The sequence below is a fragment of the Paenibacillus sp. FSL M7-1046 genome, from assembly GCF_038007405.1.
Lineage (GTDB): Bacteria > Bacillota > Bacilli > Paenibacillales > Paenibacillaceae > Paenibacillus_AQ.
Map to the genome: position 1 here is coordinate 6,366,452 of NZ_JBBOXB010000001.1, position 15,068 is coordinate 6,381,519.

The 15,068-nt window shown below is 49.8% G+C and carries 14 protein-coding genes; 3 read left to right on the top strand and 11 right to left on the bottom strand.

The window, feature by feature from the left end:
- Positions 1-42: 42 nt before the first annotated feature.
- A complete protein-coding gene (gene thrS / locus NYE29_RS28270) occupies positions 43-1,956 on the bottom strand; it encodes a threonine--tRNA ligase (RefSeq protein WP_340898451.1) in 1,914 nt (637 codons plus the stop codon).
- A gap of 472 nt (positions 1,957-2,428) precedes the next feature.
- Positions 2,429-3,184: an HAD family hydrolase gene (locus NYE29_RS28275; RefSeq protein WP_340898453.1), complete on the bottom strand. Its 756-nt coding sequence runs from the start codon at positions 3,182-3,184 to the stop codon at positions 2,429-2,431.
- Between the two features lie 80 nt (positions 3,185-3,264).
- On the opposite strand from NYE29_RS28275, the gene NYE29_RS28280 reads away from it, so the two are divergent.
- Complete coding sequence (locus tag NYE29_RS28280) at positions 3,265-3,750, top strand: DUF6803 family protein (RefSeq protein WP_340898454.1); 486 nt, start codon at positions 3,265-3,267, stop codon at positions 3,748-3,750.
- Positions 3,751-3,789: 39 nt separating this feature from the next.
- Here NYE29_RS28280 and NYE29_RS28285 read toward each other — a convergent pair whose 3' ends face one another.
- Positions 3,790-4,386, bottom strand: a complete 597-nt coding sequence (locus tag NYE29_RS28285; RefSeq protein WP_340898455.1) for a TetR/AcrR family transcriptional regulator — start codon at positions 4,384-4,386, stop codon at positions 3,790-3,792.
- Between the two features lie 101 nt (positions 4,387-4,487).
- Here NYE29_RS28285 and NYE29_RS28290 point away from each other — a divergent pair, with 101 nt between their 5' ends.
- Positions 4,488-5,525 (top strand): alpha/beta fold hydrolase, encoded by a 1,038-nt coding sequence (locus NYE29_RS28290; protein ID WP_340898456.1) that lies wholly within the window; start codon positions 4,488-4,490, stop codon positions 5,523-5,525.
- Between the two features lie 90 nt (positions 5,526-5,615).
- Here NYE29_RS28290 and NYE29_RS28295 read toward each other — a convergent pair whose 3' ends face one another.
- The 8 genes from NYE29_RS28295 to NYE29_RS28330 all read right to left on the bottom strand — a co-directional run bounded on the left by NYE29_RS28295 (position 5,616) and on the right by NYE29_RS28330 (position 14,070).
- Entirely contained in the window at positions 5,616-6,998 is a 1,383-nt protein-coding gene (locus NYE29_RS28295) for a sensor histidine kinase (RefSeq protein ID WP_340898458.1), read from the bottom strand.
- Positions 6,995-7,702, bottom strand: coding sequence for a response regulator transcription factor (locus NYE29_RS28300; protein ID WP_340898460.1), 708 nt, complete (start codon positions 7,700-7,702; stop codon positions 6,995-6,997). Before NYE29_RS28300 ends, NYE29_RS28295 begins: the two co-directional genes overlap by 4 nt.
- A gap of 233 nt (positions 7,703-7,935) precedes the next feature.
- On the bottom strand, positions 7,936-9,126 hold the full coding sequence (locus NYE29_RS28305) for a cell wall-binding repeat-containing protein (protein ID WP_340898462.1): 1,191 nt from the start codon (positions 9,124-9,126) through the stop codon (positions 7,936-7,938).
- A 190-nt stretch (positions 9,127-9,316) separates the two neighbouring features.
- Complete coding sequence (gene msrA, locus NYE29_RS28310) at positions 9,317-9,829, bottom strand: peptide-methionine (S)-S-oxide reductase MsrA (protein ID WP_076109321.1); 513 nt, start codon at positions 9,827-9,829, stop codon at positions 9,317-9,319.
- 89 nt (positions 9,830-9,918) lie between these two features.
- The gene (locus NYE29_RS28315) at positions 9,919-10,953 is read right to left on the bottom strand and encodes a Gfo/Idh/MocA family protein (RefSeq protein ID WP_340898464.1); all 1,035 of its coding nucleotides are present in this window, start codon (positions 10,951-10,953) and stop codon (positions 9,919-9,921) included.
- 33 nt (positions 10,954-10,986) lie between these two features.
- The gene (locus NYE29_RS28320) at positions 10,987-12,081 is read right to left on the bottom strand and encodes a Gfo/Idh/MocA family protein (RefSeq protein WP_340898465.1); all 1,095 of its coding nucleotides are present in this window, start codon (positions 12,079-12,081) and stop codon (positions 10,987-10,989) included.
- Positions 12,082-12,096: 15 nt separating this feature from the next.
- On the bottom strand, positions 12,097-12,861 hold the full coding sequence (locus tag NYE29_RS28325) for a sugar phosphate isomerase/epimerase family protein (RefSeq protein WP_340898467.1): 765 nt from the start codon (positions 12,859-12,861) through the stop codon (positions 12,097-12,099).
- A 45-nt stretch (positions 12,862-12,906) separates the two neighbouring features.
- The gene (locus tag NYE29_RS28330) at positions 12,907-14,070 is read right to left on the bottom strand and encodes a Gfo/Idh/MocA family protein (RefSeq protein WP_340898469.1); all 1,164 of its coding nucleotides are present in this window, start codon (positions 14,068-14,070) and stop codon (positions 12,907-12,909) included.
- Positions 14,071-14,226: 156 nt separating this feature from the next.
- Here NYE29_RS28330 and NYE29_RS28335 point away from each other — a divergent pair, with 156 nt between their 5' ends.
- On the top strand, positions 14,227-15,054 hold the full coding sequence (locus tag NYE29_RS28335) for a helix-turn-helix domain-containing protein (protein WP_076109316.1): 828 nt from the start codon (positions 14,227-14,229) through the stop codon (positions 15,052-15,054).
- The last annotated feature ends 14 nt before the right edge of the window (positions 15,055-15,068 follow it).

Sequence of the window (15,068 nt, forward strand, 5' to 3'; positions counted from 1 at the left end):
AAACGGAGCAGTCACTGGAGTTACATTATAATGTAGAAACACTTATTGCCGGGCGGAAATCTCGCTAACGATACGCTGAATGATCTCCTGAATACTTACAGTGCCGAGATCGCCTACTGCGCGTTGTCTTACGGAGACAGTAGCGGAATTCTGCTCATTTTCTCCAAGGACGAGCATGTATGGCACCTTTTCCAGCTGAGCTTCGCGGATCTTCAGGCCCAGCTTCTCCTTGCGGTGATCAAGCTCGACCCGGATTCCTGCCGCTTCCAGCGCTTGCTTCACCTCATAAGCGTAATCGGCAAAATGCTCGGACACGGGCAGCAGTTTGGCCTGTACAGGGGCCAGCCATACCGGAAATGCCCCGCTATAATGCTCAATGAGAATACCCATGAACCGGTCGATCGAGCCATAAACCGCACGGTGAATAACGACAGGCCGGTGCTTCTGGCCATCTTCTCCGATATAAGACAGGTCGAACTTCTCCGGCATCTGGAAATCCAGCTGGATTGTTCCGCATTGCCAGCTTCTTTTGAGCGCATCCAGAATATGAAAGTCGATCTTCGGCCCGTAAAAAGCTCCGTCTCCCGCATTCACCCGATAAGGGATGCCGCGTTTCTCCAGCACCTTCTGCAGCGCCGACTCGGCCTGATCCCACAGTGACTCCGCCCCCATATAATCTGCCGGCCGTGTGGACAGCTCTACCTTGTACTCAAAGCCGAATACTTTATAGATATGATCGATCAAGGCGAGTACCCGGCCGATCTCTTCCTCAATTTGTTCTGGCAGAACGAACAAGTGGGCATCATCCTGGCAAAAGGTACGGACCCTCATCATTCCGTTCAGCGCGCCGGAAAATTCATGGCGGTGAACCTGGCCGTATTCCGCAATGCGGATCGGCAGCTCCCGGTAGGAATGCAGGCTGTTTTTATAAATCAGCATATGCCCCGGGCAATTCATCGGCTTAAGTGCGAACTTGTTCTCATCGACATCTGTGAAGTACATTTCATCTTTGTAATGATCATAATGTCCGGATTGCTCCCACAGCCGGTTGTTCATCATCAGCGGTGTACGGACTTCACTGTACTCCCTTTCCCGCTGAATCCCCCGGGAGAATTCCTCCAACGCTGTACGAACGATCATTCCCTTTGGCAGATAGAATGGCATTCCCGGCGCTTCCTCGGAGAACATAAACAGCTCCAGTTCCTTGCCCAGCTTGCGGTGGTCGCGTTTCTTCGCTTCCTCCAGCATATACAAATGGTCTTCCAGCTGAGCTTTCTTCGGAAAAGAAGTCCCGTAAATCCGCTGCAGCATCTTATTACTGGAATCTCCACGCCAATATGCACCTGCTACACTCAGCAGCTTGAAGGCTTTGATCGCACCTGTTGAGGCCAGATGCGGCCCCCGGCACAAATCCGAAAATTCGCCTTGATCATAAATGCTGATTACTGCCTCCTCCGGCAGATCCCGGATCAGTTCCAGCTTCAGCGGCTCTTCAAATGCCTCAAAAGTTTTCAGCGCCTCGCTGCGGCTGATCTCCCGGCGGACTATGGGCAGGTTCTCTTTGATAATGTTGTCCATTTCCGCCTCTATCGCAGCCAGATCTTCTGTAGACAAAGGCTTCTCGATATCCACATCGTAATAGAATCCGTCTTCGATGACCGGGCCGATGCCCAGCTTGACGTTCTTATCACCGTATATACGTTTAATGGCTTGAGCCAACAGATGCGCTGTGCTATGTCTGTGGATCATCAGGCCATCTTCACTGTCCAGCACTACGATTTCAACGAGGCTGTCCTGTGTAATCGGTTGATGAAAGTCAACGAGTCTGCCGTCAAGTTTACCGGCTACTGCATTTTTCTTCAGTGTAGGACTTATGGATTCTGCGACTTGCGCAATCGTGGTGTTACGCGAATACCTCCTAATTGTTCCATCCGGCAGTGTTGCTTTGATCTCCATGATTCAGCCTCCATTTCTTCAAGTTTTTTTGTATGTTTGAACGCAAAAAAACGCATCTCATCCCAGAAAGGGACGAGTGCGTTTAGCTCGTGGTTCCACCCTAATTTGATCTGCGCGATAGCAACCCCCTGCTGTTCGGCGGAAGTAAAGCTGCAAGATCCTTATTGGTATCCGATATCGGGGATAAGACGGTGACATTTACAGCCTTCCTAACAGCAGGAGGGGTTCAGTGCCACGGCTGCAAAGGGGTAAATTCCGGCCGGTTCTGTAAGAAGCTCTCACCTTGCACTTCTCTCTCTGGTCAGTCCGTGAAGGAACTCATGTCTTTGGTCATTGCCTTGGTTATGGTGTTTATGGTGTTGCTGGTTACATAATACGCAATCAAACACGGAAAAGTCAATACACAGTTGAGAAATAGTTTTTTTGTCCTTGTAAGATAACCAAACGGGTAAATGGCGCTTTGAGCGACAGATTAACGTCTGCTGCTCATTGTATTGAGCTTGAGATGTGAGATAATCTCACCAACCTCTTTTACATGATGTGCGATATAATCGGCCCCTGCGTTCACAAGCTCCTCCTCCGACCCATAGCCAAAGGTTACCCCAAGCGAGGCCACGCCGCAGCCTTTTGCCCCAATAATATCATGCTCCCGGTCTCCAATCATCAGTGCCTGCTCCGCGGCAATCTCGTTCTGCTCCAGCACATACCGGATTACCTCCTGCTTCTTGGAACGTGTACCGTCCAAATTGCTGCCAACAGTGTGCATAAAGTAGCCATCCAAGCCGTAATGCCGGAGGATTTCCTCAGCAAATACTGTCGGTTTGGAGGTGGCTACATAAAGCTTGTATCCTTGCAGCCGGAGCTCTTCCAGCAATTGCGGAATACCGGAAATCACACTGTTTTCAAACATCCCCAATGTACGGTAACGTTCCCGGTAAAATTCAACAGCCTTCAAGGCATTATCCGCGGTAAAACCCTGGATCTGGATAAAAGAATCATATAATGGCGGCCCTATGTAAGGAATAAGCAAATCGAGATGCTCTACCTCTATTCCGAACTTGTTCAGCGCGTACTCCACGCTTTTGGTAATCCCCTCTTTGGGGTCGGTTAAGGTACCGTCCAAATCAAATAAAATACTTTTCAGTTCTCCCATGACGTATGCCTTGCTCCCTCCAAATTCAATTGCCGCAGTTTCTTTTCCCTCATCAGCTGCAGCTTTTTCAATCATACCTGCGTTTCTCCATACTTTCCACATACTTATCTTTTAACATTACAGGTGAAGTGATTTTATTTCCTGGAGGACTTAACATGAATATGACGCATTACATGTCCCTGCTTGCGGACAACCAGCCGTGGAACTTAATTCTTTTCATGGCGATTCCGGTCATTTTTGCAGAGACGATCACCGTTACAGAATTTATCATCCTGTTTACGAAGAAGCTGGATGGACCGCTCCGAGCATTTAACCGGATCTGCAGCATTCTTGCCGGACTTTACTTTACCGGCGTTTTTCTCTATTTGTTCCCTACCGCGTTTGTCCCGCTCACCGTAAATGGCGAGTGGCATACATGGGTGGACGTAGTAGCGGTAGGCTTCTATCTGAGCGGCGTGTTCTTCCTGCTGCCGCTGGCCTTGCTTGACCTCGGCCTGATTGGACGCAAATATCCGGAAGAGAGCAAGTTGAAGCTGCATTTCCTGCTGATCAGCGGCTTCCTGGTGGTGGCGCATATCGCCATGATCTTTGGCATGATTAACCCGGAAATTATGGGCGGCATGGCCGGGATGAATCATTAATCAATCTTCGAAGGGGCCTCTCCGATTTTGGATTGGCCCCTATTTAAGATCACACAGTATAAGTAAATGCTGCTCAAGCATTTGCTCAAGTCGCTCATCGGACAACCGCCCGGGCTGCATCAGCTGATGCATGGCCAACCCGTCAATCAGCGCATACAATTTCTCCGCTTCCAGATCAATATCGAGCTCCGGCTTCGCCGCCTTCTGTTCCACTAATGTTGTAATAACAAACATCGAAACCTTGTACACCTCTTCCTGCATCCGGTCGTTCAGTTTCGATAACTCCGGGTAGATCAACACTTTGGCATTAAATGAAAACCAAACCTCGCTTTCCATAATTCTCTCTTCATCCAGCGGAATCAATTGCAGCAGCAGACGTTTCATATCCTTCAGCAAGTTCCCCTCCGGCTGGAATCCCTCCACCCGCTGTTCAATTCTCGCAAGAAAAAGATTCATGCAAAATGCAAACAATTCTGCCTGCGTAGAGAAATAATGACGCATCGATCCTACCGATAAACCGGATTCCTTTGCGATATTACGGACAGTGGCTTGTTCAAGACCCGAGTTATGTATAATTCTCAGAGCGGCGTCGGCAAGCCGTTTTCTTTGTTTCTCATGATCAACTTTTTTTGGCATATCTCTATTATACCTGCTTATCTTTTTATAATACAATGTGCTATAATGTTTTATATAATACGTTTGTATTAAATAAAACATCGAAAGAGGAGCATTATTTTATGACTATTCAACCACAACAGCCGAAGAAACGATCCCAAAAAAAGATCTGGAAAAGAGTAACTCTCTCCCTGCTCACCTTCATAATTTTACTGCTCGGGTCCGGATTTGCTTATGAATGGCTGGCATCCAGAAATGCAGAACAGAAATACCAGCCTCCCGGCAAGCTGGTTGATGCAGGCGGATACAAGCTGCACATTAACAAATTGGGGCAGGGCTCCCCAACCATTATTCTTGAATCCGGAAGCGGTGAAACCAGTTTGTCCTGGAGAGATATTCCTGAGAAGCTGTCCGAATTCGCAACTGTTGTGAGCTACGACCGAGCCGGATATGCTTGGAGTGAAAAAGCGCCTACAGCACGCACGGGAGAAAATATCGTTCGTGAGCTGCATACGGCATTAGAACGGGAGGGAATCGACGGGCCTTACCTGCTAGTTGGGCATTCTTTGGGTGGGATGTATGCCCGCTTATTCGCTGATACTTACCGGGATGAGGTTGCTGGAATGGTACTGATTGATGCCAGACCGGAAGATGACGAGCGTGAGACCAAACCTATTCTGACTGCTGAAAAATTCGCGGGCAATCCCCCAGCATCAGTCTTGCAAGTGTTGAAATTATCAGGCGCTATGCGTATATTCCAGGATGTGCTGCTGGATGGTCTGGTTGCGAAAGAAGATAGAGGGCAGTTCATAAATGTCATTTCAAAGCCTAGTTACTTCAAAGCTAAAGAACAAGAAGGAAATCTGGCACATACCACAGAGGACGCTATTCGGGGTCAAGACCTCGGTTCTCTTCCGGTAAGAATCCTGTCACGAGGAATTCCTCAGGATTATGCAGGCTTTGGCTTCTCCGAAGCTGCCGGCAAAAAGCTGGAAGATATCTGGCAAAAGGGGCAGCGCAAAATGTTGAACCTTTCCACAGACAGCAAGCAGACTGTCGCAACCCATAGCGGACATATGATTATTCACGACGAACCTGATCTCGTCATTCAGACGATCCGCAGCTTGCTGACACATCTACAGTCACCATCCCCTCAATAATTCACATTATGCTCACGGGCCCGGACCCGGTCTTGTTTATGGACCGGGTCCAGGTCCGTGACCATATGTTGAGACGGCCATGAAATCCGGCTATTTATAAAAAACAACCCTACACCGTGTTCCGGCTCCGGCCCTGCTAGTAATCTCAATCTCGCCCCCGAGCAATTCCACCAATTTGTTCACAATGGACAACCCCAGACCGGTGCCTCCGTACTGCCGTGAACGTGATTTCTCTACTCTGTAGAACCGGTCAAAGATATACGGAAGCTCCTCCTCAGGAATGCCAATCCCCGTGTCCTCGACGATAAATACAGCTGAGTCTACGCGAAAATCCAGCTGGACGCTGACCTCTCCTGCATCGGTATAACGGATTGCGTTTTCCAGCAGATTCATTACAATTTGCTCCATCCGTTTGCCATCCCCTTGCAAACCGAACGGTTCACCGGTACAGCTGGAATTTAGCTGCAATCCTTTTTCTTTAGCAGTGAGTTCGACTTTGCGGACCGCCTGATCGACGAGCAGCGCCAAATCGACCTCTTCCAGATTCAGCGGTATTTTCCCCTCCTCCATTTTGGCCAATTCGAACAAATCGTCTACCAGATGTTGAATCCGGTGCGCCTCTTGGTCGATGATGTCCAAGTAGAGTTTTTTTTCTTCTTCCGTCTCATACAGCCCTCCCTTAACCACCTTGGCATACCCCTGCAGATAGGTGATCGGTGTCCGCAGCTCATGGGAAATATTAGCAAGGAACTCCTGACGTGTATCCCTGTAGTGCTGCAGATCCATAGCCAAATCGTTGATGGCACCAGCAAGAAAGCCAATCTCATCGTTGCTGCTAATCGTGAGCCGCGTTTCCAGTTCACCAGCCGCAATCTTGCGCGTAGCCTTCTGCATTTGGACAAGCGGACGCGATAATATGCGGGCGATGAACCAAGTGATGCCCAAAGCAAGCACAAAGGCACCCAGACCAGACAGCAGCAGTATATCTCTCACAGTAGACAAGGAATGTTCCATATTCTCCGTGGAAGACATCACATAAAGTGCCGAGGTAATAATGTCGCCGCTTGAGATGGGTTGTCCCGTAACAAAATAACGGTAGCCGGACGGGTCTTTATACAAGAAACTCACCCTTTGTCCGGTAAAAATAGCTTGCATATCCTGATCCCGGATAAAGGAGCGATCTGTAGAATCATGAACACCGGAGTGCAGCATCACTTTGCCATCCAAGGAGATATTAAAGATGCTGACATTGGAAAATTCCGCAAAGGACATCATCATTTGACCGTTCGTGGTATCTTTGGATTCGGCCATCGCTGTGAAATGGGAGGCCAGCTCCTCCGCTTCCGTCTGCATTTCCTGGTAATAAAAGCTTGTAAACATCCGGTCTATCACTATCCCGAGTGAGAGCAGAACAATCAGAAACACCGACATAATCACGACACCCAGCTTAAAGCCGATGATGTTGTTTTTCATTCGACATTACCGGGAATCTGGAATTTATAGCCGAGCCCCCACACGGTTTGCACCGGTACATAAGAAAGACCTGCCTTCAGCAGTTTCTCGCGGATATTCTTAACATGCGTATCAATAACCCGCGTCTCACCGCCGTAGTCATTGCCCCAGAGCTGTTCCACCAATTCTTCCCGCGTAAACACGCGCTGCCCGCTGCGCGCCAGCAAATGCAGCAGATCAAATTCCTTCTGTGTAAAAAGGATCCTCTCACCTTGAACCTGTACCTCTCGTGCCTGCGGATAAATCCTTAACTCCGGGTACTCCAGCACCTGCTCCTGTGACGCGGAAACCCGGAACATATTCGAACGCCGCAAGAGGGAATGGATTCGCGCAAGCAATTCTTCCGGTTCAAACGGTTTGGTTAAATAATCATCCGCACCGATGCCCAGCCCATGTACTTTATCTTTCGTTTCAGACCGTGCGGTAAGCATCAGAATGGGCGTCTGACTGCTCTCCCTTACCGCCCGGCAGACCTGCCAGCCATCCATATCAGGCATCATTACATCCAGCAGGATCAGGTCGAAGTTATGTTTCTCTATCATGGACAGGGCTTCGCGCCCGGTGGAGGCTTCCTTAGTAGAAAAACCCTCCTGCAGCAAATAAATGCGCAGCAAATTCCGCATGTTCCATTCATCGTCAACGATGAGAACCTGTGCTTTGGACAAGCTGTTCACCCTTTTCGTGGCCTATATATATTGAACTTATAATTCTTCTATTTTGGGATCGACCGTGACTACAGAGAATGTTTGGACTCCTACAGTTCCAAAATTCCCTTCCGCCACTTTTCCCTAATTGTAATTCTCAAGTTCAATCTATACAGTTTCTTTATTCTTTTTTCAATTATACCTAAAAACAAAGAACAAGCCGACCACGGATGTCCGCAGCCAGCCAGCTTGCTTTAGTGCCCCGAATGGGGATTGTCTCCAGAGGCGGAGGTGATTTCGAGCATGTCATCTATTTCGCTCTGTGTACTGCTGGTTATTGTGCCGGTATCGCCGGTTAGCCAGGCATGGTTATAGGGACCTTCTGCCGGTGAATCCTTGAACTTGGGCTGAAGCTCCATCATATAATTCATGACCGAATCCGGTAGTCCGTCTTGTTCCGTAAAGATTAACGGTGCATGTTTTCCCAAATGGGAGAATGGCGCAGCGGCGATGGCCAGCATGGTGGAATCCTTCGTCAATAAGGATAGGTTATGGCCCGGAGTCGTGATACCCCAGCCGAAGCCGCTAACCTCATCCTTGAATTTGGCAAAAGCAATCGCATTCGCATAAGGATCATCACCGGAGATGCGAGTTACCGTACCATATGCTCCCAGCTGCTCCTCGACTTTTGCCGAGACAACAGAAGCTGGGCCTAGAAGGTAAATGGCAGCATCGCCTCCGCGCCTTTTGAGCGCCTCTGCCGTGGAGGCCGGGATATCATCCTTCGCTACGTATAACAAAGGCTCAGGCATATGCGCAATCCAGTTGACTGCAGGCAGCGTATATTCGGGGCTGTTCATTGAGCCGATAATTACACTCTGCGGCAGCTCGCCGGATACTTTGGCATAATAAGCATCAATCGCCTGAGCTACAGCAGCAGGATCTTCGCCTTCTATCTTGTCTACCTCCAAATCCAGTGCCTTAAGCTGCTCTTCCACACCGTCCGCGACGGGTCCGACCAGTACGACCTGGATGCCCGCATTGCTCTCGGCACCCAGCGGATTCAGCCGTTTAAGCTCTTCCAAGGTAACCTCCGGAACGCCGTCTTTGCTCAAGAACAAGACCGGCCCGTTACTCGGATGGTGGATTAAGTCAGTACTCACTGCAGCAATTTGCCAGTTATCCGCATTGGTTAGGACTACGCTTGCAGGCCGGTTGGCTTTGGTTTCTGCCGTCCATAAAGACCGGGACACCAGTACCGCTGCCTGAACCGGGTCCGAGGTATTGATCCGGGTCGTGTTTTTGGTCGCAATCCAGGGCATAGAAATTGCGGCAGAAGGATTCTGTTCACTTTGCGGAGCTGCTGATTCCTTATCCGATTGACAGGCGGTCAGCACCGTACCAAGCAGCAATGTCACAGCGCTTAATTGTATGATTTTCTTCATGTGTATCCCTCCATTTCATAGCTATCACGGATACTTAGAAGTTTACCCATCAAATGTGTAGAAAGAATGTGGAATTCCAACAATTTAAGAATGAGTATTAAGTTGGAATTGGTGCAGCCTAAAAGTGAATAAAAAAAAGCTGAACGGAAAGTGCTCCGTCCAGCTGATCCTGATCAAGCTTCTTCTATACTTACCAGTGCTTCGCGATAAAAGTATCACGGCCGGACTGTTCCCGGTCTTCCTTATAATGCTTCGGGTTCTTCTTGTGATAATCCTGATGATAGTCTTCTGCCGGGTAAAAGACCGGTGCGGGCAGGATTTCCGTAACGACAGGTCCCTCGAAACGCCCGCTGGCCGCTACCTGTTCTTTGGAAGCCAAAGCTGCCAGTCTTTGCTCTTCATTATAATAAAACACCGCAGTCCGGTACTGCGTTCCCCGGTCCTGGAATTGTCCTCCGTCATCAGTCGGGTCAATCTGCGGCCAGAACAATTCAAGCAGCTTATCGTATGGGAAAAGTGCCGGATCAAAGCTGATCTGCACTACCTCATAGTGTCCTGTAGTGCCTGTCTTGACCTGTTCATAGCTTGGATTCTCGACTGCCCCCCCGGCGTAGCCTGATACAATTCCGTGTATACCCGGCAATTCTTCAAAGGGTGTAACCATACACCAGAAGCAGCCTCCTGCAAACATTGCCTGTTCCATACCTGTAATCCCTCTCCCTATCTATATATCTCTACATACTATAACGTATGTAACGTATGTTAAGAAGATAAGGTTAAATCTGCCTAAAGTCAATTTGAAGGAGCGGTCTGCCAAGGATGAGTCTTTTTTTCAATCCCGGAGGAGCTGTATATACCTGCGATCAGTTCCAGTGTTTTGAGTCCTTCTGAGCCGTCAATCCAGAATGGTCTTCCTTCGCGGACATGGTCATAAAAGTCATGAATCAGTCTTTGATGCCCCGTTCCCCAATACGACTTGTCTTGAATACCTGACACCCCCGGCTCACTGAGCAGCGTTTCCCGGCCGTCCTTCCACAGATACAGGCAATCCCTCCGCAGCAGCAGCGTTCCTTGTTCGAACACTATTTCCAGCTCTACGGGTGAGTTAACAAGGTAGGCATTGCTGCCGTAAAAAAGTCCTCTGACCTTATTCCTGAAGTTGATGCAGGCATGTGCCGTATCCTCCACTTCAATAACTCCGTCCAAGACATCTGTGCTTACGCTCCCCTGCACTGATGAGATCTCACCGCCGAACCATTGCAGCAGATCCAGCGTGTGGATCGTCTGGTTGATCAACACCCCACCGCCCTCTGAGGTCCATTTCCCCCTCCAGTTGCTCTCCTTGTAGTACTCAGGTGACCTGTACCAGGTGACAACCCCCTTCATACATACAAGCGGCCCCAGCACGCCGGATTCAATGGTCTCCTTAATCTTGATAGAGGGTTCATTGTAGCGGTTCTGAAATACGATGCCGAGTTGGCCTTTGCTGTGCTCCGCAGCTTTCAGCATGCGCTGGGCAGAAGGCAGGTCAACCGCCATCGGTTTTTCTGTTAAGACATGTTTACCCGCCTGCAGCAGATCGACCGCCATCTGCGCATGCAGATCATGCGGTGTACACAGGTGGACGATATCAATATCAGATCTGTTCAAAAGCTCCTTATAATCTGTTAGCGCGCCGCAGCCATATTCTTCTCCAAATACTGCCGCTTTGGCCACATCAATATCTACGGCTGCCAGCAGTTGTCCCCCTGATTGTGCCGCGATCGCCTTGGCATGCAAGGGAGCTATTGCTCCGCAGCCGATTATGGCTGCTCCAAGTATTGTCATCTTGTGCACCTTCCAATCTTATTTCCGTTCCTATCAAGCCTTTATGAGTGTCTCGGGCGTAAGATTTACCGCTTGGGCCTGAGCTTCCAGGCATAGCTCCGCCGCTTTGAAGACATGCTGCTGTGTCATAGCAAATTCTGTCCGTTGCAAGCAATCCAGTATCAGCTCGCCAAAGAACGGAAAGCCGATTTTGCCGGAAACATGCTCATAATGCTCTCCTTGACGGTCTGCCCAATAGACATGATCCGTTGTGTTGGAGCGGGCAATATCGCTGTATTTGCGCAGCTCGATATACCCTTCCGTTCCCATAATGATCGTTCGGCCGTCACCCCAGGTGCCCAGTCCGTCCGGTGTGAACCAGTCGACACGGAAATATTGCGTCGCCCCGTTGTCGCCGACAAGTGTTGCATCGCCGAAATCCTCCAGCTCAGGGTAAGCAGAATTGTTGTAGTTGGCAACCTTGCTGTGCAGTACCTTGGCATCGCGGCAATCCGCATAATACAGGAATTGTTCAATCTGGTGACTGCCGATGTCGCAGAGGATTCCGCCATATTTGTCCCGCTGGAAGAACCACTCCGGACGGCTTGGTGCGCTCAAGCGGTGAGGGCCCATTCCGATGATCTGAAGCACACGGCCGATCACTCCCTGCCGAATCAGCTGTCCGGCATACACCGCACTCTCCACATGCAATCTTTCGCTGAAATAAGTCATGTACTTTTGCCGCGTCAATGCAGTCTGAGTCCGCGCTGCTTCCAGCTGTTCCATTGCCGTAAACGGCGTTTTGTCAGTGAAATAATCCTTCCCGTGTGCCATCACCTTGAGTCCGAGCGCCCCTCTCTCGGAAGGAACCGCGGCCGCTGCAATGAGCCGGACCTCGGGATCCTCAAGAATTTCTTCGGCGGAGCGTGCGGCTTGAACACCAGGATAAGTGCTGACAAAAGTTTTTACCTTCTCTGGATCGGGATCAAAGACCCATTTCAACCGGGCTCCTGCTTCGACCAGACCATTGCACATCCCATAGATATGACCGTGATCCAGCGCCATCGCAGCGATCATAAATTCACCCGGTTTTACAACCGGTCTAGCTTCATGAGTAGGTGCATACATCATTCCATCTTTTCTGCTCATTTTCAACCCTCCCGGTCACAGCTTCGAAATCAGGTATTTGAGGCTGATCTCCAGACTCTCGAAAGGATCGCGGCGGCAGACATCCTGCTCAACAACAAACCATTCCACACCCGTTTCACGGCCGGCCTCAATAATAGCTTCATAATTCATGTTTCCTTCACCGATCTCAGCAAAAACCTGTCCCCTGGAGATGATAGCCATATCCTTCAGATGCATGACCTGCATCCGGCCCTTTACCTTGTGAACCCAGTCCACAGGATTGGCTCCCCCGGCTTGAACCCAATACATATCCAGTTCAAAGCCGAACACCTCGGGATCGGATTCCTGCAGCAGCACTTCCATACCCGTAACCCCTTCAACCCGTTCGAACTCAAAATCATGATTGTGATAAACGAATTGCAGGCCATGCTCCTCCTTCAGGGTCCGCGCAATTCCTGAGGCAAGTTTGGCAAATGTCCGATAGCCCTCCTGGCTGCTCTGATATTCTCCCGGCAGTCCGCCGAGACCGATGTATTTGCAATTCCACAGCTTATGTTCTGCAGCCAATGCGTCCAGGTCATTCACCAGCCGGTTCCACGGCACATGGGTCGCGCAGATGGTCAGCCCAGCTTCATCCGCGTATTGTTTGACCAGCTGCGGATCAATCGGACCAATTCCGGAAATCTGCACAGCCTGATAACCCATCACTTTCAGCTTCTGAAAAGCAGCCCTTAAATCCTCTGCGGTCTTGGTAAAATCACGTAGCGTGTACATTTGTGCAGCTATTGTAGAACGTTGCATATGAGCAATTCACTCCTTATTAAGTTTGTCTGTCCTATAATTACATTAATGAGTGCCTTTTACGTCAAAAGTCCGCTGCTCTACAGCTTCCTTCCGGAAGGTAGAGCTCTCCACCCGTTCCATAAGCTTCTCATGAAACAAATCACTATCAATCGGAAGCTCAACCCAATTGTCAGTCCAAGCGGACAAGTACATTGCATTCGAAAGTGTCAGGCCGCGAATTCCCTCTTCCCCGGGAGCGAGCAGCGGTTCGTCATGCAGAATAGCATTGGTGAAGTTGCGCAAGATTCCCTTGTGCTGTTCTCCTCCGCCTTCTGGAACCGGAATCTCACATTTCCAGCATTCGGGTCTTCCGAAGCCTTCGGCAAATTCGGCATTGAACTTCGGCTCCGGGATGCGCAGACGCCAGAAGGTCAACTTGCCGTTCTCCACGACGATTTTTCCGTTATCCCCATTGATTTCAAAGCGGTTGGTTCCCGGCGCCTCCCCGGTAGTGGTGATGAACAGGCCTGTTGCTCCGTTCTCATACTCGACATAAGCGGTTACATCATCTTCTACCTCAATATTGCGGTACTTGCCAAACTGGCAGAATGCACGCACACGCTTCGGCATCATTCCGGTTGTCCATTGCCAAAGATCCAGCTGATGCGGGTCCTGGTTCAGCAGCACACCGCCGCCTTCTCCAGCCCATGTAGCCCGCCAGCCCCCGGAGTTGTAATAGCTCTGGGAACGATACCAGTCAGTAATGATCCAGTTGGTGCGGCGGATCTCACCCAGCTCACCGGACTGAATCAGCTCTCTCAGCTTTTGATAGAGCGGGTTGGTCCGCTGGTTGTACATAATGCCGAATTTTCGGCCACTTTGCGCAGCGGCTTCGTTCATCTCCTGCACGGCTTTCGTATATACACCGGCGGGTTTTTCAATTAATACATGATAGCCGTGCTTCAGCGCCTCGATCGCAAGCGGCGGATGATCATAATGCGGTGTGGAGATTAATACGGCATCAATACTTTTGGAGGCAAATAATTGAGCAGGTGTGCTGAACCTGAGCACCGTATCAGGCAAGTGCTCTGCCGCCCACTCCAGGCGTTCGGGGCTTGTATCACAGACAGCTGCCAGCTCAGCCCCTTTTACTTCATGAATCAGATCGAGCGCATGGGCCCGGCCCATATTTCCAACTCCAATAATTCCATAACGAACCTTCTTCATCCTACGAATCACTCCTATGTGAGTTATGATATGAGAATAACCCTATTTCCAGACAGTGAACATGACCGGAATTAAGGTTTTTTTGTACATAATTAAGATGTTTTAGTTAAATGAAAGCGGTATACTGGATTTATTACACATTAAAGGAGTTATATGATGAATCAATCCGGCAACCTTACAGGAGCGTTACTGCAGAACCTGACTGTCACCGTTACCCATGCCCACTTAAGCAGCAGATACCCCGGATGGAACCGCTTGAATGAGACGCCATCCTTTAACAGGCTTTATTTCATTGATGGCGGCGAGGGTAAGGTGATCCTGAACGGGCAAGCCCATTATCCGCGCCCCGGCCAATTGATGATCATGCCGGCAGGCTCGACGCAAACTACAGAAACCTCCCCTGACAATCCCTATAAGCGGTACTTTTGTCATTTTGATGCCCATATCGGAGAATGGCCCTTGTTTCATACAGGCAACAAGCTGTACATATGCGATGTTGCGGAGCCTGATGCCATACGGGAGATTTTCACGGAGATGATAATACGGTTTCCGGAAGAGAACCTGCTCTCCACCATGCGGAATCAAGCCGCACTACTACATATGCTAGCGCTCTGCCTGGAGGACGGCGGATATTCCGATTTCATGGGTGAGCTGGCTCATACCAGTGGTCAAAAACAGCTAGCGAACGTCCTGCAATACATTGAACAGCGCCTTACGCAGCCTATGGAGGTAGAAGAACTGGCCGAGCTGGTTCATCTGCATCCGAACTATTTCATCCCCTACTTCAAGAAATACATGGGGGTTCCGCCCATGCATTATGTGCAGCTCAAGCGGATGGAGCTGGCCAAACGGCAGCTTTCTTATTCCACTTCCAGCATTTCCGATATCGCCGCGCAGGTAGGCATGGAGCTGGCCCATTTCTCGAAATATTTCAAGAAATCTACCGGCGTATCTCCCTCTGCCTACCGGAACAGCACTAGGTAGATGGGAGAACCGGT